At 70.4% G+C, this 23,723-nt stretch carries 17 protein-coding genes; 11 read left to right on the top strand and 6 right to left on the bottom strand.

The genetic code is table 11. The features are described from left to right. Window positions 1-3: 3 nt before the first annotated feature. Window positions 4-693: a DUF1345 domain-containing protein gene (locus ABXS86_RS02425; RefSeq protein WP_307211184.1), complete on the bottom strand. Its 690-nt coding sequence runs from the start codon at window positions 691-693 to the stop codon at window positions 4-6. A 264-nt stretch (window positions 694-957) separates the two neighbouring features. On the opposite strand from ABXS86_RS02425, the gene aceE reads away from it, so the two are divergent. The 6 genes from aceE to ABXS86_RS02395 all read left to right on the top strand — a co-directional run bounded on the left by aceE (window position 958) and on the right by ABXS86_RS02395 (window position 8,821). Beyond that, window positions 958-3,684 carry a pyruvate dehydrogenase (acetyl-transferring), homodimeric type gene (aceE, locus tag ABXS86_RS02420; RefSeq protein WP_353665504.1) on the top strand — a complete coding sequence of 909 codons (2,727 nt, stop codon included), beginning with the start codon at window positions 958-960 and terminating at the stop codon, window positions 3,682-3,684. Between the two features lie 76 nt (window positions 3,685-3,760). Next, the gene (locus ABXS86_RS02415; protein WP_144833794.1) at window positions 3,761-4,984 is read left to right on the top strand and encodes a PucR family transcriptional regulator; all 1,224 of its coding nucleotides are present in this window, start codon (window positions 3,761-3,763) and stop codon (window positions 4,982-4,984) included. A 292-nt stretch (window positions 4,985-5,276) separates the two neighbouring features. After that, window positions 5,277-6,197 (top strand): ACP S-malonyltransferase, encoded by a 921-nt coding sequence (locus tag ABXS86_RS02410; protein ID WP_353665503.1) that lies wholly within the window; start codon window positions 5,277-5,279, stop codon window positions 6,195-6,197. Then, window positions 6,194-7,198, top strand: a complete 1,005-nt coding sequence (locus tag ABXS86_RS02405; RefSeq protein ID WP_353665502.1) for a beta-ketoacyl-ACP synthase III — start codon at window positions 6,194-6,196, stop codon at window positions 7,196-7,198. The genes ABXS86_RS02410 and ABXS86_RS02405 overlap by 4 nt, the downstream gene beginning before the upstream one ends. A 67-nt stretch (window positions 7,199-7,265) precedes the next feature. Continuing rightward, complete coding sequence (locus tag ABXS86_RS02400) at window positions 7,266-7,514, top strand: acyl carrier protein (protein WP_022880558.1); 249 nt, start codon at window positions 7,266-7,268, stop codon at window positions 7,512-7,514. A 68-nt stretch (window positions 7,515-7,582) separates the two neighbouring features. Next, window positions 7,583-8,821 carry a beta-ketoacyl-[acyl-carrier-protein] synthase family protein gene (locus ABXS86_RS02395; protein ID WP_144833617.1) on the top strand — a complete coding sequence of 413 codons (1,239 nt, stop codon included), beginning with the start codon at window positions 7,583-7,585 and terminating at the stop codon, window positions 8,819-8,821. Between the two features lie 157 nt (window positions 8,822-8,978). On the opposite strand, the gene ABXS86_RS02390 is transcribed toward ABXS86_RS02395, so the two are convergent. The 3 genes from ABXS86_RS02390 to ABXS86_RS02380 all read right to left on the bottom strand — a co-directional run bounded on the left by ABXS86_RS02390 (window position 8,979) and on the right by ABXS86_RS02380 (window position 11,780). Further along, window positions 8,979-9,482, bottom strand: coding sequence for a DUF3145 domain-containing protein (locus ABXS86_RS02390; protein ID WP_144833619.1), 504 nt, complete (start codon window positions 9,480-9,482; stop codon window positions 8,979-8,981). Window positions 9,483-10,051: 569 nt separating this feature from the next. Continuing rightward, window positions 10,052-10,966 carry a hypothetical protein gene (locus tag ABXS86_RS02385; protein ID WP_353665501.1) on the bottom strand — a complete coding sequence of 305 codons (915 nt, stop codon included), beginning with the start codon at window positions 10,964-10,966 and terminating at the stop codon, window positions 10,052-10,054. A gap of 199 nt (window positions 10,967-11,165) precedes the next feature. After that, window positions 11,166-11,780 carry a hypothetical protein gene (locus ABXS86_RS02380; RefSeq protein ID WP_353665500.1) on the bottom strand — a complete coding sequence of 205 codons (615 nt, stop codon included), beginning with the start codon at window positions 11,778-11,780 and terminating at the stop codon, window positions 11,166-11,168. Window positions 11,781-11,926: 146 nt separating this feature from the next. On the opposite strand from ABXS86_RS02380, the gene ABXS86_RS02375 reads away from it, so the two are divergent. Both ABXS86_RS02375 and ABXS86_RS02370 read left to right on the top strand, forming a co-directional pair. Beyond that, complete coding sequence (locus ABXS86_RS02375; RefSeq protein ID WP_144833623.1) at window positions 11,927-12,598, top strand: response regulator transcription factor; 672 nt, start codon at window positions 11,927-11,929, stop codon at window positions 12,596-12,598. Next, window positions 12,595-14,034, top strand: coding sequence for a sensor histidine kinase (locus ABXS86_RS02370; RefSeq protein WP_353665499.1), 1,440 nt, complete (start codon window positions 12,595-12,597; stop codon window positions 14,032-14,034). The genes ABXS86_RS02375 and ABXS86_RS02370 overlap by 4 nt, the downstream gene beginning before the upstream one ends. 3 nt (window positions 14,035-14,037) lie before the next feature. On the opposite strand, the gene ABXS86_RS02365 is transcribed toward ABXS86_RS02370, so the two are convergent. Continuing rightward, window positions 14,038-14,376 (bottom strand): ATP-dependent DNA ligase, encoded by a 339-nt coding sequence (locus tag ABXS86_RS02365; protein WP_307211208.1) that lies wholly within the window; start codon window positions 14,374-14,376, stop codon window positions 14,038-14,040. Between the two features lie 291 nt (window positions 14,377-14,667). Between ABXS86_RS02365 and ABXS86_RS02360 the strand changes: the two genes are divergently transcribed. The 3 genes from ABXS86_RS02360 to ABXS86_RS02350 all read left to right on the top strand — a co-directional run bounded on the left by ABXS86_RS02360 (window position 14,668) and on the right by ABXS86_RS02350 (window position 18,088). Next, a complete protein-coding gene (locus tag ABXS86_RS02360) occupies window positions 14,668-16,062 on the top strand; it encodes a hemolysin family protein (protein ID WP_353665498.1) in 1,395 nt (464 codons plus the stop codon). Then, window positions 16,059-17,084 carry a CNNM domain-containing protein gene (locus ABXS86_RS02355; RefSeq protein ID WP_353665497.1) on the top strand — a complete coding sequence of 342 codons (1,026 nt, stop codon included), beginning with the start codon at window positions 16,059-16,061 and terminating at the stop codon, window positions 17,082-17,084. Before ABXS86_RS02360 ends, ABXS86_RS02355 begins: the two co-directional genes overlap by 4 nt. A 185-nt stretch (window positions 17,085-17,269) precedes the next feature. After that, entirely contained in the window at window positions 17,270-18,088 is an 819-nt protein-coding gene (locus ABXS86_RS02350; protein WP_353665496.1) for an SDR family oxidoreductase, read from the top strand. A 94-nt stretch (window positions 18,089-18,182) separates the two neighbouring features. Here ABXS86_RS02350 and ABXS86_RS02345 read toward each other — a convergent pair whose 3' ends face one another. Continuing rightward, entirely contained in the window at window positions 18,183-23,630 is a 5,448-nt protein-coding gene (locus ABXS86_RS02345; RefSeq protein WP_353665495.1) for a fibronectin type III domain-containing protein, read from the bottom strand. Between the last annotated feature and the right edge of the window lie 93 nt (window positions 23,631-23,723).

The following is a 23,723-nucleotide window of genomic DNA, read 5'->3' as shown; positions in this document are numbered from 1 at the left end:
AGGTCAGTTCAGGATGTTCACGCTGCGCGCGATCACCAGCGCCAGCAGGATGAAGCCCGACACCGCCTGCACCATCATGAACAGCTTCGCCCTGCTCGACAGCGGCATGACGTCGGTGGGGCTGAAGGCCATGGCGTTGGATGCCGAGAAGTACAGGTAGTCGACGTAGCCGGGCGCCCAGTCCTCGGTGTCGGACGAGCGGCGCGCCACCTCGCTCACCGCGTCGCGGTCGGAGTCCTGGGGGAACTGGAAGTCGGCGGGCGGAAGCTCGTCGCGCGCGTCGCGGCGGCGGGCGATGGGACCGCCGCGGTCCATCTCCCAATAGACGACGGCGTAGCCGATGACGTTGATCGCCCACACCTGCGCCGCCCCGAGCAGCGTCGAGGCGCCGCTCCCCTGCCCCTGCAGCAGCTGGTTCACCAGCAGGAAGAACGCGATCTGGTTGGCGACCAGCAGGATGACCGTGAACGCGATCGCGAACACGCGGCCGATTCGGGAGTCGCGGGTCAGACGTGAGGGGTTCGTCACGACCATCGGAATCGCGCACAGGATGCCGACGACCACCACGACGTAGCGCAGGATGCCGCTGGCCTCGCTCGGTAGCACGGCGTAGAGCCCCGTGCCCACGCCGAGGGCGATCAGGACCGGCCAGCGGTGTTCGGGCCTCGTGCGGAAGCCTTCGTGCGTGCTCACGCGCTCAGGCTAGACCGGTCGGACGTCCGCACCGGGCGGGCGCGTCGGCACACGGCATCCGCCGCTCTACGTCTTGGCGCAGGGCGCGTCGTCTCGACGTCGAACCGTCGCGGCGACCCGGGGCGGGCTCGCGAGCGCCGCGCGCAGCCGATGTCGTCGCGACTCGCTAGGCTGGACGCTGGTTGATTGTGCGGAGCGAACAAGGGTTGCCGCACTCGTATGGCGATTCTCTGGCATGACCTGCCAGACGACGAAAGGTCTTCCGTGACTGTTCACGACCAGGATCCGTATTCGCAGGGGCCGCAGGACAGCGACCCGGAAGAGACCGGGGAGTGGCAGGAATCCCTGCGCCAGCTGGTCCAGGCGAAGGGTCCGGCTCGCGCTCGCGAGATCATGCTGAGCCTGCTGAAGGGCTCGAAAGAACTGCACCTGAACGTGCCGATGGTTCCGACCACCGACTACATCAACACGATCTCGCAGAAGAACGAGCCCGAGTTCCCCGGTGACGAGGAGCTCGAGCGCCGCTACCGCAAGTGGATCCGCTGGAACGCCGCGGTCACCGTGCACCGCGCCCAGCGCCCCGGCATCGGCGTCGGCGGCCACATCTCCACCTACGCCTCGTCGGCGGCGCTGTACGAAGTGGGCTTCAACCACTTCTTCCGCGGCCTCGACGACCCGTCGGGCGGAGACCAGATCTTCATCCAGGGCCACGCCTCCCCCGGCGCCTACGCCCGCGCCTACCTCGAGGGTCGCCTCACCGAGGCGCAGCTCGACGGCTTCCGTCAGGAGAAGTCGCAGGCGCCCAACGGCATCCCGTCGTACCCGCACCCGCGCCTCATGCCGGAGTTCTGGCAGTTCCCGACCGTGTCGATGGGTCTCGGCCCGATCAACGCGATCTACCAGGCGATGTCGAACAAGTACCTGTCGAACCGTGGCATCAAGGACGTCAGCGACTCGCACGTCTGGGCCTACCTCGGTGACGGCGAGATGGACGAGGTCGAGAGCCGCGGACAGCTGCAGGTCGCGGCGAACGAAGGCCTCGACAACCTGACCTTCATCGTCAACTGCAACCTCCAGCGCCTCGACGGCCCGGTCCGCGGTAACGGCAAGATCATCCAGGAGCTCGAGAGCTTCTTCCGTGGTGCCGGCTGGAACGTCATCAAGGTCGTCTGGGGCCGCGAGTGGGACGACCTGCTCGCCCGCGACACCGAGGGCGCGCTGCTCAACCTCATGAACAGCACCCCCGACGGCGACTACCAGACCTACAAGGCCGAGAACGGCGCCTACGTGCGCGAGAACTTCTTCGGTCGCGACCCCCGCGCCCTCGAGCTCGTCAAGGACTACACCGACGAGCAGGTCTGGGGCCTCAAGCGCGGTGGCCACGACTACCGCAAGGTGTTCGCGGCGTTCAAGGCGGCCAAGGAGCACAAGGGCCAGCCCACCGTCATCCTGGCGAAGACGATCAAGGGCTACGGCCTCGGACCGCACTTCGAGGGCCGCAACGCGACCCACCAGATGAAGAAGCTGACGCTCGACGACCTCAAGGCCTTCCGCGACGCGATGGACATCCCCGTCACCGACGCGCAGCTCGACGAGAACCCGTACCAGCCGCCGTACTACAACCCCGGTGAGCAGGATGAGACGATCAAGTACATGCTCGAGCGTCGTCGCTCGCTCGGTGGGTTCCTGCCCGAGCGTCGCACCACGCACGTCGGCCTCGAGCTGCCGGGCGACGCCGCCTACGCGCTGCCGAAGAAGGGCTCCGGCACGCAGGAGATCGCCACCACCATGGCGTTCGTGCGACTGCTGAAAGACCTGCTGCGGGTGAAGGACTTCGGTCACCGCATCGTGCCGATCATCCCCGACGAGGCGCGCACGTTCGGTATGGACGCGTACTTCCCGACGGCGAAGATCTACAACCCCAAGGGCCAGCACTACACCTCCGTCGACCGCGAGCTGCTGCTGGCGTACAAGGAGAGCCCGCAGGGCCAGATCATCCACGTCGGCATCAACGAGGCGGGCGCCCTCGCGGCGTTCACCGCGGCGGGCACGGCGTACTCGACCCACGGCGAGCCGCTGATCCCGGTCTACGTCTTCTACTCGATGTTCGGCTTCCAGCGCACGGGCGACGCCCAGTGGGCGGCCGGCGACCAGATGGCACGCGGCTTCATCATCGGCGCCACGGCCGGTCGCACCACCCTGACCGGTGAGGGCCTGCAGCACGCCGACGGTCACTCGCAGCTGCTCGCTTCGACGAACCCAGCGACGGTGTCGTACGACCCGGCCTACGGCTACGAGATCTCGCACATCGTCCGCTCGGGCATCGAGCGCATGTACGGCGGGAACCACCCCGACCCCAACGTCATGTACTACATGACGGTCTACAACGAGCCGTACGTGCAGCCGGCCGAGCCCGAAGGGGTCGACGTCGACGGCATCGTCCGCGGCATCCACCACATCTCCTCCGGTGAGGGCGATGGCCCCCGCACGCAGCTGCTCGCGTCCGGCGTCGGTGTGCCGTGGGCGTTCGAGGCCCAGCGCCTGCTGAAGGACGACTGGGGCGTGACGGCCGACGTCTGGTCGGTCACCTCGTGGAGCGAGCTGCGCCGCGACGGTCTCGCCGCCGACGAGCACAACTTCCTGCACCCCGAGGAAGAGCCCCGCGTGGCCTACCTCACCGACAAGCTGAAAGAAGCCGACGGCCCCGTCGTCGCCGTCAGCGACTGGATGCACGCGGTGCAGGATCAGATCCGCCAGTGGGTTCCGCAGAACTACTGGACCCTCGGCGCCGACGGCTTCGGCTTCTCGGACACCCGTGCCGCGGCCCGTCGCTTCTTCAAGATCGACGGTCCCTCGCTCGCCGTCCGCGCCCTGCAGGCGCTGGCCGAAGAGGGCAAGGTCGACCGCGCGGTCGTGGGTCAGGCCATCGAGAAGTACCGCCTGCACGACGTCAACGCCGGCACCAGCGGCAACGCGGGTGGCGAGGCCTGAGCGCGTGACGAGCACCACCGACGGGTCCGGTTCCGCCTCCACGGGCGGGGCCGGGCCCGACCGGTCTGCGGGCGCGATCGCGGCCGCCGCACAGGAGAAGGCCGACACCCTCACCTGGCTCCGCCGCATCTCGGGCGACCTCGCGACGGCGACGATCCAGCGCCTCGAAGAGACGCTGCCCTGGTACGCCGAAATGCCTCCGGCCCGGCGTTCGGCGGTCGGGCTCGTCGCCCAGGCGGGCATCACCTCGTTTTTGCAGTGGTTCGAGGAGCCGGCATCCACTCCGGCGATCGCCGCCGACATCTTCGCCGCCGCTCCTCGTGAGCTGCTGCGCAGCGTCAGCCTCACCCAGACCCTGCAGCTCGTGCGCGTCACCGTCGAGGTGATGGAGGAGCGCGTCGCCGGCCGCAGCGAGAAGGTGCGCGAGGCGATGCTGTCGTACTCGCGCGAGGTCGCCTTCGCCGCCGCCGACGTCTACGCGCGCGCCGCCGAGGCCCGCGGGCTTTGGGACGCCCGGCTCGAGGCACTGGTGGTCGACTCGATTCTCACCGGCGAGGCCGACGACGAACTCCCCAGCCGCATCGCCGCGCTCGGCTGGCACGGGCACGGCGAGGTCGCGGTGCTGGTGGGCACCACTCCCCCGCAACTCGACGTCGACCAGGTGCGCCGCACGGCGCGCAAGCTCGGCGTCGACGTGCTCATCGGAGTGCAGGGCTCGCGCCTCGTGCTCGTGGTCGGCCGTGCCGATCTGCCCGCCCGCAGCAGTGGCGAGGACGGCGTCGAACTGCCCTTCCCCGAGATCGCCAAGCGTCTCGAACCCGGTTTCGGGTCGGGTCATCTGGTGCTGGGCCCGCCGGTTCCTGCGCTCGTCGACGCGGGCCAGAGCGCCCGCGCGGCCCTCGCCGGATTCGCCGTGGCCCGGGCCTGGAGACACGCCCCGCGCCCGGTGGAGGCCGACGACCTGCTGCCCGAGCGCGCCCTCGCCGGCGACGCCGTCGCGAAGCAGACGCTCGTCGATCGCGTGTACCGACCGCTGCAGGCGCACAGCGCCGACCTCGTGGCGACGCTGTGGAGCTACCTCGACAACGGGCGCTCGCTCGAGGCGACCGCGCGCGAGCTGTACGTGCACCCGAACACGGTGCGGTACCGCCTCAAGCGCGTGTCGGAGGTCATCGGGTGGGATGCCACGGGGCCGCGCGAAGCGCTCATCCTGCAGACCGCGCTGATCCTCGGCTCGATCGGCACCGACGCCACGCGGCGTCGCGGGCTCGCCAGTCGGCGACCGTCCGCTTCGCGCTGAGTCGTGTCGCGCCGGGTCGTGCGGAGCCCACGGCTGTCCGCCGGCGACGAGAACAGGAAGACGCGGCCGGAACAGGCCGTATCGGCTCGGATCGACCTGTTCTCGATGAGCGTGCCTGTTCTCGTGACACCGAGCAGGTCGAGCGATCGCCCGCAGCACCGTCATCTGGCCCGGGTTTCGCGCCCGCTCGACGCGGAACACGCCCGCTGATGCACGGCGCGCACAAAGACACGCCGCATATCTGTGTCGATATCTCCATAAGCGCGGGCCCGATCGTTGGCAGGATGGAAACGTGATCATCGCCGTCTTCCCGGGACAGGGTTCGCAGACCCCCGGCTTCCTGGCCCCGTGGCTCGAACTCGACGGAGCGCGCGAGCGCCTCGAGGCCTTCTCGGAGCAGGCGGGCGTCGACCTCGTCGCCGCCGGCACCGAGTGGGATGCCGATCAGATCCGCGACACCGCCGTCGCCCAGCCGCTGATCGTCGCGGCGAGCCTGCTGTCGTGGTCTGCGCTGAACGACCGCTCCACGGCCGCCGTCGCCGGCGTCGCGGGGCACTCGGTGGGCGAGATCGCCGCGCTGGCGGCATCCGGAGTGCTCTCCGACGAGGACGCGCTGCGCCTGGTCGGTCTCCGCGGCCGCGCGATGGCCGAGGCCGCCGCCACCGTCGAGACCGGCATGAGCGCGGTGGTCGGCGGAGACGAGACCGCCGTGCTCGAGCGCCTCGAGGCGCTCGGACTCACCCCCGCCAACTACAACGGCGGCGGACAGATCGTGGCCGCGGGCGAGCTGCCCGCCCTCGCCGAGCTCGCCGCCGAGGCGCCGCGCGGAACCCGTGTGATCCCCCTGCAGGTCGCGGGCGCCTTCCACACCCGCTTCATGGAGCCCGCCGTCGAGACGCTGGCCGCCGCCGCCGCCGACGTGCAGGTCTCCGACCCCGCGACGACACTGTGGACCAACTCCGACGGCTCCGTCGTGACCGAGGGCCGTCGCGCGCTCGATCTCGTGGTCGCCCAGGTCTCGTCTCCCGTGCGCTGGGACCGCTGCATGGCCTCGTTCGCCGAGCAGGGCGTGACCGGCATCATCGAACTCTCGCCCGCCGGCGCCCTCACGGGTCTCGCGAAGCGAGCACTGCGCGGCACCCCCACCGTGGCAGTCAAGTCCCCCGACGACCTCGACGCGGCCGTCTCACTCCTGAAAGAAGACCAGGCATGAGCACCCCCACCCTCCGTCAGCTGCAGGGAGCCGCCCACACGCGCATCTACGCCTACGGCGCCGCGCGTGGGGAGAACTTCGTGCCCAACGACGACCTCGTGGGGCCCATCGACTCCAGCGATGAGTGGATCCGCCAGCGCACCGGCATCGTCACGCGCGTGCGCGCGGACAAAGACACGGATGCCATCGACCTCGCGACCGCGGCCGCGCGCGAAGCCGTCGAGAAGTCGGGCGTCGCGCCCGAGGACATCGACGCCGTGATCGTGGCGACCATCAGCAACCCCAAGCAGACGCCGTCGGCCTCGGCGATCGTCGCCGACCGCATCGGGGCGAACCCGGCCGCGGCCTACGACCTCAACGCCGCGTGCGCGGGCTTCGCCTACGGCGTGGGCCAGGCGGATGCCCTCGTGCGGGCCGGCCTGGCGAAGCACGTCGTGGTCGTCGGCGCCGAGAAGCTCAGCGACGTCGTCGACCCCACCGACCGCAGCATCTCGTTCCTGCTCGGCGACGGCGCGGGTGCGGTCGTGGTGGGCCCGAGCGACACTCCGGGCATCGGCCCCACCATCTGGGGTTCCGACGGATCGAAGGCGGATGCCGTGGGCATGAACGCCACGCTCACCGACTTCCGCGACGGCCTCGCCCCGTGGCCAACCCTGCGCCAGGAGGGCCCTACGGTCTTCCGCTGGGCCGTCTGGGAAATGGTCAAGGTCGCGCGTCAGGCGATCGAGGCCGCCGGCATCGAACCCGCCGACCTCGCCGCGTTCGTGCCGCACCAGGCGAACATGCGCATCATCGACGAGTTCGCCAAGCAGCTGGGCCTGCCCGAGACCGTCGTGATCGGTCGCGACATCGAGACCACGGGCAACACCTCGGCGGCATCCATCCCGCTCGCCACCCACCGCCTGCTCGAGGAGCACCCCGAGCTGAGCGGCGGCCTCGCGCTGCAGATCGGCTTCGGCGCCGGACTCGTGTTCGGCGCGCAGGTCGTCGTCCTCCCCTGACGCGTCGGCGTCGAACCCTAGACTGATCGGGGCCTGACAGGCCCGCCCCCAAGAAACAGGAGACATCATGGCATTCACCAACGACGAGGTTCTCGCGGGCCTTGCCGAGCTCATCACCGACGAGACCGGCATCTCGGCCGACGAGGTCGCCCTCGAGAAGTCGTTCACCGACGACCTCGACATCGACTCCATCTCGATGATGACGATCGTCGTCAACGCTGAGGAGAAGTTCGGCGTCACCATTCCCGACGACGAGGTCAAGAACCTCAAGACCGTCGGCGACGCCGTGACCTTCATTACGTCGAACCAGTCCTGACACCTCCCGGTGGGGGCTCCGGCCCCCACCGGTCACGACCTGTCGGCCGCACCAAGGATTCTTCGCTCATGAGCACACCCCGCATCGTCGTCACCGGCATCGGAGCCACCTCGCCCATCGGCGGAACGGCACCCGAGAGCTGGTCCGCCCTGCTCGCCGGAACCTCCGGCGCCCGTTCCCTCGAGCACGAGTGGGTCGAGCAGTACAACCTGCCCGTCACCTTCGCCGCCGAGGCGCTCGTGCGTCCCGAGACCGTGCTCGAGCGACCCGTCGCCAAGCGGCTCGACCCCTCGTCGCAGCTCGCCATGGTCGCGGCCAAAGAAGCGTGGGAAGACGCCGGCTCCCCCGACATCGACCCCGACCGCCTCGGCGTCGACTTCGCCACCGGCATCGGCGGCGTCTGGACGCTGCTCGACGCGTGGGACACCCTGCGCGAGAAGGGCCCGCGTCGCGTCATGCCGATGACGGTGCCCATGCTCATGCCGAATGCGGCGGCCGGAAACCTCTCGCTGCACTTCAACGCCCGCGCCTTCGCGCGCACCGTGGCGTCGGCGTGCGCCTCGAGCACCGAGTCGATCGTCAACGCCGTGCAGCACATCCGCGACGGCCTCGCCGACGTGGTCATCGCCGGTGGCACCGAATCGGCCATCCACCCGATCACCATCGCCTCGTTCGCGTCGATGCAGGCGCTGTCGAAGCGCAACGACTCGCCCGAGACCGCGTCGCGGCCCGCCAGCGTCGACCGTGACGGCTTCGTCATGGGCGAAGGCGCGGGCGTGCTGATCCTCGAGACCGAAGAGCACGCCAAGGCCCGTGGCGCCAAGATCTACGCCTCGATCGTGGGCGGCGGCGTCACCGCCGACTCGTACCACATCACCGCGAACGACCCCGAGGGGCACGGCGCCGCGCGCGCCGTCCACCTGGCGCTCGAGATGGCGGGCGCGTCGGTCGACGACGTCACTCACATCAACGCCCACGCCACCTCGACCCCCGTCGGCGACCCGAACGAGTACAAGGCCCTGCGCGCCGTGTTCGGCGACCGCGTCGACGAGATCCCCGTCTCGGCGACCAAGGCGTCGACCGGTCACCTGCTGGGTGGCACGGGGGCTCTCGAGGCCATCTTCACGGTGCTCGCCCTGCAGAACCGCGTCGCGCCCCCCACGATCAACCTGACCGAGCAGGACCCCGACGTTCCCTTCGCGCTCTCGGGCTCGCCCGTGGAGCTCGGCGCCGGTGACCAGCTGGCCATCAGCAACTCGTTCGGCTTCGGCGGTCACAACGCCGTCGTCGCGATCGCTTCGGTCTGACCGCAGGAGAACGCCCCCTGGCATCCCCCCGACTGCGATCGGGGATGCCAGGGGGCGTTCTGCATGTCAGGCGAGGGATACGCGGTCCCGGTGCCGGGTATGAACACCGGCCTCCGGTAGTGGCGCCTCCCCCGTCCGACGCATGAGGCAGACGCGTTCAGCCCACTTTGTGGAGCCAGACGATCTGCTGGTCGTCACCGGCGTGCCGGAAAGGTTCGAGTTCTTCGTCCCAGGCCGAGCCGAGCGCGACGTCGAGCTCGCGCTGCAGCTCGAACGCATCGCCGGCGGCGACCTCCATGGCGTAGCGCACCCGGTCTTCGCCGATGACGACGTTGCCGGCCGCATCGGTCTGAGCGAAGTGGATGCCGAGACCCGGCGTGTGCATCCAGCGACCGCCGTCGCTGCGGGGCGTGGGGTCTTCACTCACCTCGAAACGCAGGTGCTCCCAGCCGCGGATGGCACTGGCGAGAGCCGCACCGGAACCCACCGGACCCTCCCAGTAGAACTCCGCGCGGCGGCTGCCCGTCAGTACAGGCTGCTCGGCCCAGTCGAAGTTGACGGCACGGCCGAGGGCACGTCCTACCGCCCACTCGAGGTGGGGGCACAACGCGCGGGGCGCGGAGTGGATCAAGATCACTCCGCGCGAAGACGTGATCGCCATGGTCTCTCCTTCGTCAGGTACGTCTTCCCCTACGACCTGTGATGGAGTGTGGCGATTGTTCGGTTGTCCCGGCCATTATCGCCCGCTCATAACGAAATCACAACACTGTGGTTCCGATGTGCGTCTGGCGCGGGGGTGCGGGGCCTTCGACGGGCTCGGGGACCTGGGTTCCGCGCGTGGGGCTGTGGGGTTCGGGCCCTTCGACAGGCTCAGGGACCTGGGTGCGGCGTGAGGCGGGACTGTGCGGCTTCCGGTCCCTTCGACAGGCTCAGGGACCTGGGTGCGGCGTGGGGCGGGACTGTGCGGCTTCCGGTCCCTTCGACAGGCTCAGGGACCTGGGTTGCGCGCGTTGAGTTGTGGGGGTCGGGCCCTTCGACAGGCTCAGGGACCTGGGTGCGGCGTGGGGCGGCGGCGCGCGGCTTCCGGGCCCTTCGACAGGCTCAGGGACCTGGGTTGCGCGCGTTGAGTTGTGGGGTCCGGTCCCTTCGACAGGCTCAGGGACCTGGGTGCGGCGTGGGGAGGCGGCGCGCGGCTTCCGGGCCCTTCGACAGGCTCAGGGACCTCAGTGCTCAGCCGAACCAGAGTGCCCAGTACAGCGCGAAGTTGCGGTTGCCGTACGACGAGCACTCGTCTCCCGTGCCCCAGCGCGCCGCGAGGGCTGCGGGGTTCGGCTGGTAGGGCGTGTAGTTGTACAGCGCCGCCGTGGCCTCGTTGGTGATGGCGACGTCGGAGCCCCCGCACGCGGGATCGGGCGAATACGCGAGGTAGTGGGTGCCGGGCTGACGCATGAAGTTCGAGGCGCTGTACGTCTTGAGGTCGGTGGTGCCCTGCGCGACCTGCTGGGCGAAGCCCGCGATGCCCGGGTCGCACGCCGCGTCGTCGGGACAGCGGGCGCCCATCGCCGCACCGAGCTGCTCGGCGGACGGCGAGCGTGCGACGCGTCCGGCGACGAGACTCTGCTCCTTCTGCAACGTGACGAGGATCACCTTCGCCGAGATCCCGCACGCGCGCTGGACGCGGTCGATGATCTCGGCCGCCGTGAGCGAGCCGCCGTCATAGCCGTCGCAGACGGTCTGGCCCGTGGCATCCGACACGACCGGACCTCGCGCGGGGAGATCCGTGCGCAGCACCGACAGGCAGGAGTCATTGCGGCACTCCCCCACCTGATCGTCGAGGAAGCTCTGGATGTCGTCGGCGGTCATGGCGTTGCCGTCGTAGAAGGCGTCGTCGCTGATCAGAGTGCCCGGGTCGAAGCTCGACAGGTCGATCGCCTGACGACGCTGCTCGGTGTTCCACGCCGTCGTCCACGCACTGGTGAGGGAGACCAGCGGGATGACGGCCAGTACGACGAGAGAGACCAGAGCAGCCGCGACGATGCCGAAGGTGATGCGACGGCGACGGAGCTGCCGGGCACGGGCGGTGGGGCGACGCCGCCGGACGGGCGGACGACGAGGTCGGCTCGGCCGCGTACGAGTGTTCGCCACCCCCCGATCGTGCCGCACCGCGCCGACCGCGCGCTGCACATGACGTGCGGCGCGTCGGCCAGCGCGGTGGTGCTCACGTCCGGGGCTGACCGGGCGGAGCACACGAGGTGCGGCGCGTCGGCCAGCGCGGTGGTGCTCACGTCCGGGGCTGACCGGGCGGTGCACGCAAGGTGCGGCGCGTCGGCCAGCGCGGTGGTGCTCAGCTGCCGGGCTGGGCGGGGGCGGTGCCGTCGGCCGGGGGCGTGGGCGCCGAGCCGTCCGCGGGCGGGGTGGGTGCCGTGCCGTCTGTCGGCGGGGCGGGAGGCGTGGGCTTCTCGCCGTCGGCGGGAGGCGTCGGCTTCTCGCCCTCGGCGGGCGGGGTCGGAGCCGTACCGTCGGCCGGCGGGGTCGGCTTCTCGGCGCCGGGAGCACCGGGGCCGTGGCCGGGACCCGCGGGGCCGCCAGGCCCGCACTCGCCCGGGCCGGACCCGTCGGCGGGGGCGGTCGGGGCGGCCGGGGCCGTGCCGTCGGCGGGGGCTCCGGTGGGCGCGTCGCTCGGAGTGGCGCCGGGGGTGGCGCTCGAGCCGGGCGTGGGGGTGCCCGTGCCCGGGGTCGCGGCGCCGGGTCCGGTGGATCCGCCGTCGGCGCTCGGTGCCGAGGTCGCCAGCGTCAGCGGGGTGTTCGTCTGCGCGGCGAGGGCGGCTGAACCGCCCGTCAGGCCCGCGGCGACAATGACCGCGCCCGCGATCAGCGCGGGGCGACGCCACGAGCGGCGGCGGGGCTCGGGGGCCTCGTCGAACCGCGGCAACGGCTGGGTGGGGTTGTCGTCGTTCATGGTTCTCGCTCTCCGCCGGTGGCGTTCACCGGCTCGAGTTCCACATTTCGCGGCGGGACTGAAGCGAACCTGAAGTCGGTGAGGGTCGGGGCATCGCATATGCAAGCCATAACGCCCGTTCAGCGCCGGGCCGTAGCGTCGGGCGGATGTCTGCTCCTGCCCGCGTGCTCGTCCTCGACGACGACGAGACGATCCGCACCGCCGTCACGGTCGCCCTCCGCGCCGACGGCTACGTCGTCGACGCCGCGCCCGACGGCCTCGATCTCTCGGAGCGGTTGGCCGCCTTTCGCCCCGACCTCGTGGTGCTCGACTGGATGATGCCGGGGCCGAGCGGCATCCGGCTGCTGCCCGTCATCCACACCGCGGGCGACACCGCCGTCATCATGCTGACGGCGCGCGACGAGGTCGACGACCGCCTGCGCGGATTCGCCGAGGGAGTGGACGACTACGTGGTCAAGCCGTTCACCATGGCGGAGCTGGTCGCGCGGACGGGGGCGGTGCTGCGCCGCCGCGGGCGGCTGCCCCAGACGATCGCGGTGGGCGATCTCGTCGTGGATCCGGATGCCGCGACGGCCCATCGAGCGGGATCATTGCTCGATCTGACGGCGACGGAGTTCCGCCTGCTGCACCTGTTCGCCGACAGTCGCGGTCGCACGCTGTCGAAGGCGCAGATCCTCACACAGGTGTGGGGATTCGACGACTACGACCCCAATCTCGTCGAGGTGCACCTGAGCGCTCTGCGTCGCAAGATGGAGCAGCACGGCCCGCGCCTCATCCATACCGTTCGCGGCCTCGGCTACCGGCTGAGTGCCGCGTGAGCGCCGCCGTCGGCCGCGAGGGCTCTCCCCTGCGCACCGGATCGCTGCGGCGCCGCACGATCGTCGCGGTGCTCGCGCTGGTGGCGGTGCTGCTGGTCGTGCTCGCGGTGGTCGTCGACGTGGCCCTCGGGGCGCGCCTGCGCGGCCAGATCGAAGACCGTCTGCGCGACCGGGCGGCCGCGGCCGCCTCTCTCGTGGGGGTCGTGGACGACACCGACCTCGCCGAGCGGTTGTCGGATCAGGGACTCGCGGTGCGCATCGACAGCGCGGGCGGGGACTCGGTGGTGGCGGGGCCGAGTCCCGAGCAGTTGCGCGACGGTCCTCCGGGCCCGGGCGGCGGCCCCGGCGGGAGTCCCGGCGAGCGGTCGCAGCCGCAGCCGAGCGCCTCGAGCGACGTGACCGTCACCGCCTCGGCGCTCTCGGGCGACGACCAGTTGGTGACGCTGCAGTCGACCTTGAGCGACGGCTCGACCCTTACGCTCACGGCGTCGGCGGTCGGCGTCGGTGACACGCTCGCGCAGGTGCGCTGGATCCTCGCGATCGCCTCGGTGGGCGTGCTCGTGATCGCCGCGGGCGCCGTCACGATCGTGGTGCGCCGGAGTCTGCGACCTCTCGACCGGGTGTCCGACGTCGCGCGGGCGATCGGAGCGGGAGAGCGCGAGCGGCGTCTGCGGCCGACGCGCCCCGACACTGAGATCGGACGCGTGGCGACCGCCCTCGACGACATGCTCGACGACGTCGTGGGAGCCGAGCAGACCGCGCGCGAGGCCGAGGCGCGGCTGCGGGCCTTCCTCTCCGACGCGGCACACGAGCTGCGCACGCCGGTCGCCGGCATCCGAGCCGCTGCCGACACGCTCGTGCGCGCCGATCTCGACGGGCCCGAGCGCGAGGTGCTCGCGACACAGGTGGCACGCGAGGCGGCCCGCGCTTCGCGTCTGGTCGACGACCTGCTCACGATGGCCCGCGTCGACCGCGGGCTCGAACTCGAGCGTGTCGATGTCGACCTGCGGGAGGTCGTGCGCACCGAAGCCGAACGGATCCCCCTCGTGCATCCCTCGATGCGAGTGGATCTACGGATGCCGGATGCCGCGGTCCCCGCCCGCGTCGACGTCGACCGCCTCACGCAGGTGCTGTCGAACCTCGTCGAGAACGCCGCGCGGGCGACGGGCGGCACGGGTGCGGTGACGCTGGAGCTCGGCATCCGGGATCACCTCGCCGTGGTCGCCGTGACCGACGACGGACCCGGGGTGCCCGTGGATCAGCGCGAGCGCATCTTCGACCGCATGGTGCGGCTCGACTCCTCGCGCACCTCGGCGGCCGGAGTCGGACTCGGGCTGCCGATCGCGCGCGGCATCGCCCGCGCACACGGCGGCGAGGTCAGATGCGTGCCGACGGCGGCGGGAGCCCGATTCGAGGTCGAGCTCCCGCTTGCCTGAGCGTCAGTGCGCCGTTCGAGCGACGGGCTGACGCACGGGTGCGGTCTGCGGGGCGATGCCCGCCGCGGTGAGCGTGAGGCCGTCGGCGCCGCTCGCGTCGTGCATCATCTGGTCGACGAGAGCGCGATCGATCACGGGCTCGCGGCCGCCGTAGAACTGCATGACGAGGGCGTTCGAGGCGTGGATCCACAGACTCGCCTGCCGCACGCCCTCATTGACGGGCAGCTGGAGCATGAATCCCTCGTTGCGTCGCAACTTGTTCATCACGACGATGCGGAGGTGGGCGAGGATGCGGTCGTCGATGTCGAACGCGGCACGGTCGCGGTAGATGAGGCGTCCCATTACTGGTCCTTTTCCGGCGCGACGGATCGCACCTGTGTTGCGGGGGGACCGCGCCGGGAAGCGCAGCAATGGGGGCCCCATCATTGTGGCACCGATCTGGACTTACGGTGTATCCCTTCATCCATCATCGAGGTGAATCCTCAGAATCGGCTTCGCTTCGCTCGATAAAGTCGAAGAGATCAGTGATCACCGACCCACGAGAGAGACAACCCCCGTGAGCCCTCACCGCACCTCCACCGACCAGGAGGGCCGATCTTCGAGCCCCCTCTTCCGGAGAGGGGGTGAGATCTAATGCTGGCTGCGGCCCTGACGCTTCTGTTGGGGATTATCGTGACCTTGGCGATCATCGTCGCTTGCGGATTCTTCGTCGCGCAGGAATTCGCCTACATGTCCGTCGACCGCTCGCGTCTGACCGCGAGAGCCGAAAAGGGCGACGCGCAGGCGAAGCGCGTTCTGGCGATCACCAAGCGCACGTCATTCATGCTCTCGGGCGCCCAATTGGGAATCACCGTGACCGGCCTGTTGATCGGATACGTCGCCGAACCCCTCATCGGTCAGTCGATCGGCACGCTGCTGGGCGGGGTGGGCGTCGACCCGACCGTCTCGGTGCTCATCGGCACCGTCGGTGCGCTTCTGCTGGCGACGGTGGTGACGATGATCTTCGGTGAGCTGTACCCCAAGAACCTCGCCATCGCGAACCCCGAGCCCCTGGCCCGGGCCCTCGCGGTGCCCACCCGCATCTACCTGCTGATGTTCGGCTGGTTGATCACGGTGTTCGATCTGGCGGCCAATGCGCTGCTGCGCCTGCTGCGCATCGAGCCGCTCGAAGACGTCGACGAGAGCGCGACCGCGCGCGACCTCGAGGCGATCATCGAGGAGTCGCGCCAGAGCGGCGACCTGCCCGACGACCTGTCGATGATCATCGACCGCATCCTCGACTTCCCCCAGCGCGACGTCGAGCACGCCATGGTGCCGCGCTCTCAGGTCGACTCGGTCACCCCCGACACGACCGTCGGCGAGGTGCGCGCGCTGATGGCCACCGGCCACACCCGCTATCCCGTGATCGGCGACGAGGACTCCCCCGTCGGCGTGGTCGAGCTCATCGACCTGCTGCGCGAGCAGCCCTCCGACGACGCCCCCGTGGCATCCGTCATGCGCAGCGCCGTCGTCATCCCCACCTCGATGCAGCTGCCGGTGGCCCTGGACCGCATGCGACGCTCGCGCAACGAACTCGCGTGCGTGGTCGACGAGTACGGCAACTTCGACGGGATCCTCACCATCGAAGACCTGACCGAGGAGGTCATCGGCGAGCTCTCCGACGAGCACGACGCCGAGGTGAGCGAGGTCTCGTCGGTCGGCGACGACGCCTGGAGCGTTCCGGGCGACCTGCACCTCGACGAACTCGAGCGTCTCATCGGGCACGACCTCGCCGAGAGCGACATCGAGACCGTGGCCGGGCTCGTGATCGACGCGCACGGCGACCTCCCCGCCGTGGGCAGCGTCGTGCGCATCGACCTGCCCGAGCGCGCCGGCGAGACCATCCAGGGGCTCGACATCGACCGCTGGCTCGCCGTCGAGGTGGTCGCCGTCGACCGGCACGTGCCCTCGCAACTGCGTGTGCAGCTGCACGAGGTGGACCGTGACGCGGTCGAAGAGCCGACCCGCGACGAGGAGGTGACCCGATGAACGGCTGGACCGTGGCCCTGATCACCACCGCGCTCATCATCGCGAGCGCCTTCTTCGTCATCGTCGAGTTCGCCCTGCTCGCCGCTCGCCGCCACCGCCTCGAAGAGGAAGCCGCGACCAGCGCGTCGGCCCGTGCCGCCCTGCGCGGAGTGAACGAGCTGACCGTCATGCTCGCGTTCGCGCAGCTCGGCATCACGGCCTGCACCTTCTTGCTCGGTGCCATCACCAAGCCGGCCATCGACTACGCGCTCGCGCCCGTGTTCGAGGCGTGGGGCCTGCCCTACGTGCTGGCCGACATCATCGCGTTCATGCTCGCGCTCATCGTGGTCACGTTCCTCCACCTCGTCATCGGCGAGATGGCGCCGAAGTCGTGGGCGATCGCCCACCCCGAGACGGCGGCGAAGGCCACCGGCATCCTGGCCCGTGCCCTCACCTGGCCGCTGCGCCCGTTCCTGCTGTGGATCAACCACATCGCGAACCGGCTCGTGAAGGCCTCGGGTGTCGAGCCGGTCGACAAGGCCGCAGCCGGTGGCCAGGACGCCGACACGATCCGCGAGCTCGTCGCGCACTCGCGCCAGGCCGGAACGCTCGAGAAGCAGTACTCCGAGCCGATCGCGCAGGCGATCGCGCTGGGCACGCTCACCGTCGGCGACATCGTGCGCACCGACCGCTCCCCCACGGCCGTCTCGGCGGATGCCACGGCGGCCGACATCCAGGCCGTCGCCGCCTCGTCGACGCACCTGCGCATCCTGGTCGGGGCGGGCGCGAGCTCGCGCGTCGCTCATGTGCGCGACACCCTGGCCGTCGACCCCTCGACCCCGGCCCTCGAGATCGCCCGCGAACCGCTGGTGCTCGAGCCCACGGCATCCGCGTACGACGCCCTCGCGCGCATGCGCCGCGGCCGCGTGCAGCTGGCGACGGTGGTCGACGACGAGCGACTGCTCGGCGTGGTGACGGTCGACGACCTGCTGCGCGAGATCCTGCCCGGGCCGGGCGAGGTCGCGGCGGTGGCTGCGCGATAGCGGGTTCCGGGGCGGAATCCTCCGTTCGGGGCGTCGTTTTCACGCCCCGAGGTGAGGATTCCGCCCCGAACCGTCGAGAGCGGGAGCGCGACCGCCCGCGGCGGAGTGTCAAGCCGTCACGAGGGCTGAAGAACGCGGCGTACCGTCGCTCGCGTTCACCCCCCTCATCTCCTCGGAGGACACTCATGAGCAAGACCTGGTTCATCACCGGCGCATCCAAGGGCTTCGGCCGCGAGTGGGCCGAGGCGGCCCTGGAGCGCGGAGACAACGTCGCGGGAACGGCCCGCAACCTCGACGACGTGCAGGAGCTCGTCGACACCTACCCCGACGCGTTCCTCGCGCTGCAGCTCGACGTCACCGATCGCGCGGCCGATATCGACGCGATCCGGAAGGCGCACGAGAAGTTCGGCGCGCTCGACGTGGTCGTCAACAACGCTGGATTCGGACACTTCGGCATGGTCGAGGAGCTCACCGAAGACGAGGTGCGCGCGCAGCTCGAGACGAACTTCTTCGGCGCCCTGTGGGTCACCCAGGCCGCTCTGCCGATCATGCGCGAGCAGGGCTCGGGCCACATCATCCAGGTGTCGAGCATCGGCGGAATCAGCGCGTTCCCGACCGTCGGCGCCTACCACGCGTCGAAGTGGGCCCTCGAAGGACTGTCGCAGTCGCTCTCGCAGGAGGTCGCCGACTTCGGCATCCACGTCACCCTGATCGAGCCCGGCGGGTACTCCACCGACTGGTCGGGTCCGTCGGCGAAGCGCAGCGACGAGATCGAGGCGTACGCGGCGGTGCGCGAGCAGGCGGCGAAGCGTCCGTCGGCAGCCGACCCCGGAAAGCCCGAGGCCACGCGTGCCGCCATTCTGAAGGTGGTGGATGCCGAGAACCCGCCGCTGCGCATCTTCTTCGGCAAGGCGCCCCTCGGCATCGCCGAGCGCGACTATGAGTCGCGTCTGAAGACGTGGCGCGAGTGGCAGCCGGTGTCGGAGGAGGCGCACGGCTCCTAACCCTGCGTCTGGGGCGTCACGGGACGCGCCCCGATACGCGCAGATCGCCCCGCGGACGCCTCAGCAGGCACCCGCGGGGCGATCTCGCGTCGTGCTACTTCGCGACGACCACCTTCAGCGGAGCGCTCGTGGTCGCTCCCCCGGCGTTCACGAACTCGACCGTGTAGGTGTACGTGCCGATCGCCCGGCCGGTGACGGGCACGACCACCTTCTGCGCGGCGGGCGTCGCCGCGGCGAGCGCCCCCGACGCGATCTCGACGTCGTTCTCGAGCAGGCGGTACGAGGTGGCGTTCGTGCCCCACCACAGGTTCGCCGTCAGGGAGTACGCCCCGTCGCGGTCGCTGTTGTCGGACGAGAGCACGGGCTGGCCGGGAGCAGCATCCGTCACCTTGACCGTGAGCGGCTTGGTCGCCGTCGTCCCCTTCGAGTTCACCAGCTCACCCGTGAACTGGTACGTGCCGTTGCCGAGCCCGGCGATCTCGACCACGCTCTTCTGCGCGTTCGGCGTCGCCATCGACAGGGGCATGGTCGCAACGAGCTCGTCGTTGCGGTACAGCTTGAACAGCGAGCCGTTCGAGCCCCACCACAGGTTCATCGTCAGCTGGAACGTGCCGTCTTTCAGGCCCGTGTCCCAGCCGTCGTTCGACGAGAGCACGCCCGTGCCGGGTGCGGCGGTGGCCCCGTCGTTCGAGGGGACCTCGGGCAGGGTGATCGTCGGCGTCGCCGCCGAGCGGTCGCCCTCGCCGACGGCGTTGACGGCCGCCACCTCGAAGGCGTGGGCCGAGCCGGGCGCGAGGTCGGACAACGTGCACGTGGCCTCGGCGACCTCGCACACGGGCTCGGTGCCGCCGGCCTCGTAGACCCGGTACCCCGACAGCACGGCACCCGTCTGGGCCGGGGCCTCCCACGCGACGGTGATCGACGTGTCGGACGCCGCGGTCGCGGAGACGTTCTGCGGCGCCGTCGCCCGGGTCGTGTCCTTCACGGCGAGCCACGAGATGACGGGCTTCTCGCTGCCCGCGCCCTCGTTGGTGATGACGTAGTCGACGGTCGCCGCCTCGCTGAGGGTGAAGGTGAGGTCGCCGGTGAGCGGTCCGCTCACCCCGGTCAGCGGCACGTTGCCCTTGGCGAGCTCGGTTCCGCCGACCGACACGGTGTGGTTCATCGTGCGGTTCAGACCCCACCACTCGGTGAACCCGCCGGTCAGCGTGTACTGCCCCGCGGGCAGCGGCAGACGGTAGGTGAGCCGCGTGGTGTCCTGATAGAGACCGGTCGAGAACTTGTCGGTGATGTCGGTCGAGCCCTTCACCTTCATGCCGTCGGCGACGTATCCCCACTGGTCGGCGGAGGTCGAGACCTGATCGACCTTGTCGTTGCGCAGCGTCGGTACGGCCTTCTGGACCGCGGTGAACTGCGGCGAGGGGGTCGTGCCGGTTCCGGAGTCGATGTAGTACACGAGCCCCGCGGGGATCACCTCGTAGGCGGCGACGACCTTCTGACCGCCCTCGGTGAAGCGACCGGTGAGCACGAGCTTGCGCAGCTCGGTGCGCTTCTGGGCGGCCGAGTCGGCATCCCAGGTCACGGCCTTGTCGACGCCGTCGACCGTGACCGTGGCGGGCAGCTCGTCGTCGGCCTTCAGCGTTCCGACCATGCCCAGATCGCGGGGAAGTGCCTGCACGTAGACGAGGGCGAGACGGGCGTTGTAGCCCGAGGTGCCCGTGGTGCCGAACTCCAGACGCACCACGCCGTCGGTCGACACGTTCACCCGCTGCGCGACCGGCGTGGCGGCGCCGTTCGAGACCGCGGACTGCGTGGTCTCGGCGGCCCCGGGCGCCCGCACCTTGCTGTAGACATTGGTCGTCAGACCGGCCCGCGGGGCCTGCACGGCGACGATGTTGTACGAGCCGGCGGGCAGGGTGAGGTTGTAGACGATCGGTTTGGTGAAGTCGGCACCGACGTACGACGAGCCCCAGTCGGTGGGTGAGCCGGCCGCGATGGTCGTCGCGGAGGTCGCGTAGCCCCAGGTCGCGGCCGTGCTGGTTCCGTCCCACTTCTGGTCGGCGCTGTCGTTGCGCAGGTCGGGGAACGCCGCCTTCGCGGTGGCGAACGCCGAGCCGGCGGCCGCACCCGACGAACCGGAATCGATGAAGTACGTCAGATCGGCCGGCAGGGTCAGCACCGTCGCCGTGAGGCGCTGGTACACGCCCGCCGAGGTCTTCTCGGTGGTGCGTCCCGTCGCCGTGAACGAGCTCAGCTCGGCAGCGGCGCCCGCCGCGGTCACCGAACCCGCGGTCCAGGTGACAGCGGCATCCGCGCCCTCGAGCGAGACCGTCGTGGGGAGGGTCCGACCCGGCAGGGTCATCGAGAGGGTTCCGACGTCTTTCACGTCGTCGCTGACGTCGCGCGGGGTGAGCTGATCCACGGCTGTCGCCAAACGCGCCTCCAGAGCGCGGGCGCCCTCGGCGTCGAGCCCGTACGCGCCCGGATCGGCGACCGCGTCGCGCGCGGCGTCGCGCGTCGACTGCAGTCGCGCCCACGAGTCGACGCTGTACTCGGCTTCGTCGAGGGCGGATGCCGTGTCCACACGTGCGCCCAGAGCCGTGGTGTCGACCCTGCTCGCGTCGGCGTTCGCCGTGACGACCCCCACCGCGTCGACGTTCAGCGCGTCGGCATTGGCGGTGCGCACCTCGACCGCGTGGGTGCCGGTGCGCAGCCCCCGCAGCATGTACGCGGTGCGTTCGCTGCCCGCGGCCAGGGTCGGCGCCGCGGTGACGAGCTGCTCGCCGTCGACGATCACGTCGAGGGTCGGTGCGCCCGAGTTGGTGCCGATGATGTCGAGGCCGGTTCCCTCGAACGTGTAGGCCATCGTCGCGCCCTGCCGGGTGCTCTTCGACGCGGTGCGCTGCCACTCGAACATGCCCTGGCCGTTGACGTGGCTCCATCCGTCGTCGAAGCGCAGAACGGATGCCGAGGTGTCGCTCCAGCTGCTCTGGTGCATGCCGTCGATGATCTGGGTGTAGTACGGCGTGTAGCCGGGCACGGTCTCGACGGTGAGGTTGTCGAAGCGCACGAAGGTGAAGCTCGACCCGAGCTGGATGCGTCCGGTCGCCTGGGGCGCGGCATCCGTGTACGAGGCCACGTCGACCCCGTTGATCTGCGCGGTGTACACATCGCCCGCGACCTTCACGGCGATGCGGTTCCACACGCCCGAGCCGGTGCGGAAGTCGACACCCGCCGTCGTCGAGGCGTTGCCGGTGGAGAGCACCGTGCCGTAGCGCTGGAGAGACCACGCCCCGGTGGGCTCGACGCGCAGCTCGGCGGCCGACACGGCCTGACCGTTCGCGGTGCCGCCCTGCTCGCGTGCGCCGATGGTGGCGTACTGCGCCCCGTCGGCCTCGAACATCACGTCGGCGCCGACCACGTAGTTGGCCCAGCGGGCGTCGCCGATGGTCGTCTTGGGGTCGCCGCCGTTCCAGGCGCCGCCGGCCATGCCTGAACCGATCTGCTGGCGCAGCACGCGCCCGTGCGCGGCGTCGGAGGTCGCGACCGACTCGAACGCGCCGTTCGTGTCGTTGGTGTAGCGCGGAGTCGCGCCCTGATCCTCGGCCTGCACGCTCGGGGTGCCCGAGGGTTTGTCGGCCGCTCCCCTGCTGGAGAGATAGCCCTCGCCGCTGCCCACGAGGGTGCGCGTGTCGGGGTCGTAGCCCTGGATGTCGCCCGTGCCGCGGTAGTCGAAGTCGTCGGCGTATAGGTACGCGTCGTCGGTCACCCCGTTGACGTTGCCGGTGGAGTCGGTGTCGAGCACGTCGCGGCCGCCGTCGGGTGCGGTGTACTCCGTCGTCGCGGGGGCGGTGCGTCCGAAGCCCTCGCGCGGTGCGATCACCCCGGCACGCGTCTCCGCGTGATCGAGGGTGGTGGCCGTCACCGTCGACCAGGGCTTCACGGTGACCGTGTAGCTCCCGTCGGCGGCCGGCGCCATCTCGGCGAGAGGCCGGACGTAGTTGGCATCCGCCGCCTGCCCCGCATCGGCCGCGCGCGTCTCCCACACCTCCATGGTCTTGTCGTCGCCCAGCGACATGCCGTCGACGGCGACGCGGTAGGTCTTGGTGAACGAGCTGTCGTTGACGATGACGGTCGAGAAGTCCGCTCCGTCGGGGGCGGCGAGGGTCGTGTACGACGCTCCGCCCGCTCGGGCACCGCTGGGCGGGTTGCCCGTGCCGAGCTCGCTGCCCGAGGCCTGCGGGATCGCCCGCCAGATGCCGGCCGTGTTGTCGGAGTTCTCCCACCCGAGCTTCGCGAACTGCGTGAACTGCTCGAGCACCGCGAGTCCGCCGTCGTACGAGATCCAGCCCGACCAGGGCTCGCGCGCGTTCACGAGCTCCTTCGAGGAGTACTGGAAGCCGTCGTAGAACGACCCGATCGCGGGCTGGAAGATGTTGAGCGTGCGGCGCGACGCCGAGAAGCCCGTGGTGACCCAGTTGCCCATCTCGAGCGCGCTGCCGGGGCCGCCCATCGAGGTGCCCACCCCGCCCTGCTCGTTGCTGTTGGTGTTGTTCGGGCGGTCGGCGGAGTTCGAGAACGTCGACTGGCCCTCGGAATTCCACACCTCACGGTCGAGCTGCTCGGCGATCTTCTTCATGTTGCCGTTGCGGTCGTCGGCGCTGCTGTAGTGGAACCCCACGATGTCGACGGCGTCACGCAGCGAGGAGTCGCTGCCGGTCATCCCGTCGCCCAGGGCGACCGGCGGGGTGCCGACCGTGTCGCCGGCGATCGTGCGGATCGAGGTGTACAGGTCGCGCTCGGTCGCCGAGGCGAAGCCGTTGTTCGGGTCGCCCGCGGTGGCGCCCTCGTAGCCCTTGGTGTCGTTGCGCAGCCACCCGGAGAAGTCCTTGTAGAGCTGCAGGTCGGGGTTGGAGGTCTCGTTCGCATCGGGGTTGATCGAGTCGATCATGTAGCCGAACTGCCGGTACGCGGCCAGGGTGGTGTTCTTGAACCAGACGTACTGGTCCTGGTGGTTGGTCACCCACGTCGGGCGGTTCCAGCGGAGGATGCTGACGTGCACCGGGCCGTGCGCGACGGTCTTGGCATCCGCGGCGAGCTGGAATCCGGGCTCGCGGAGCACGTTGGGGTACTCGTCGCGCGAACGCATCGTCGAGGCGTTGGGCCCGGTCGAGGTGTTGCGGTCATTGCCCATCTCGATCTTGACCGTGTTCATGATCGGGAAGTCCCCGCCGAACAGCGTCTCGATGAGCTCCCAGTACTTCTCGGGATGCTGCGACTTGTAGTCCAGCAGCAGGGCGCTCGTGGAGTTCGCGCTGAGCACGCCGAAGCCCTTGAAGGTCAGGCCGTTGACGTTCTTCGCGGCCGCGGCCACGTCGGTGCCGCGCACCGTCACGCTGACCGGATCGGCCCCCGCCGCCTGCGCCGCAGTCGGAACGAGAAGCGCGCCGACCATCGTCGCCGTGACGAGCGCGGCCGCCGCCGCCACGCGGCCTGTGCGACGGGGATGAGGTCGAACCGGGGGGATCGGTGCCGTGACCATGGGGAGTCTCCTTCGACGGGGGCGCGGCGTCGGTCCGTTCCGATCGCCGCGGGGGCACTCCCGTGTGCCCGCCCACATCGTCGGTCACCCTCG

Origin of the sequence: Microbacterium sp. che218 (genome assembly GCF_040436305.1) — a bacterium.
GTDB classification, from domain to species: Bacteria; Actinomycetota; Actinomycetes; order Actinomycetales; family Microbacteriaceae; genus Microbacterium; species Microbacterium algihabitans.
The sequence above is the reverse complement of the archived record's forward strand: the minus strand, read 5'-3'. Positions and strand labels throughout refer to the sequence as shown.

Coding starts and splice junctions, on each gene's coding strand:
- ABXS86_RS02405 (WP_353665502.1), top strand. CDS start 6,194: ATGAGCACCCCCACCCTCCGTCAGCTGCAGGGAGCCGCCCACACGCGC.
- ABXS86_RS02400 (WP_022880558.1), top strand. CDS start 7,266: ATGGCATTCACCAACGACGAGGTTCTCGCGGGCCTTGCCGAGCTCATC.
- ABXS86_RS02395 (WP_144833617.1), top strand. CDS start 7,583: ATGAGCACACCCCGCATCGTCGTCACCGGCATCGGAGCCACCTCGCCC.
- ABXS86_RS02390 (WP_144833619.1), bottom strand. CDS start 9,482: ATGGCGATCACGTCTTCGCGCGGAGTGATCTTGATCCACTCCGCGCCC.
- ABXS86_RS02380 (WP_353665500.1), bottom strand. CDS start 11,780: ATGAACGACGACAACCCCACCCAGCCGTTGCCGCGGTTCGACGAGGCC.
- ABXS86_RS02375 (WP_144833623.1), top strand. CDS start 11,927: ATGTCTGCTCCTGCCCGCGTGCTCGTCCTCGACGACGACGAGACGATC.
- ABXS86_RS02365 (WP_307211208.1), bottom strand. CDS start 14,376: ATGGGACGCCTCATCTACCGCGACCGTGCCGCGTTCGACATCGACGAC.
- ABXS86_RS02360 (WP_353665498.1), top strand. CDS start 14,668: ATGCTGGCTGCGGCCCTGACGCTTCTGTTGGGGATTATCGTGACCTTG.
- ABXS86_RS02355 (WP_353665497.1), top strand. CDS start 16,059: ATGAACGGCTGGACCGTGGCCCTGATCACCACCGCGCTCATCATCGCG.
- ABXS86_RS02350 (WP_353665496.1), top strand. CDS start 17,270: ATGAGCAAGACCTGGTTCATCACCGGCGCATCCAAGGGCTTCGGCCGC.
- ABXS86_RS02345 (WP_353665495.1), bottom strand. CDS start 23,630: ATGGTCACGGCACCGATCCCCCCGGTTCGACCTCATCCCCGTCGCACA.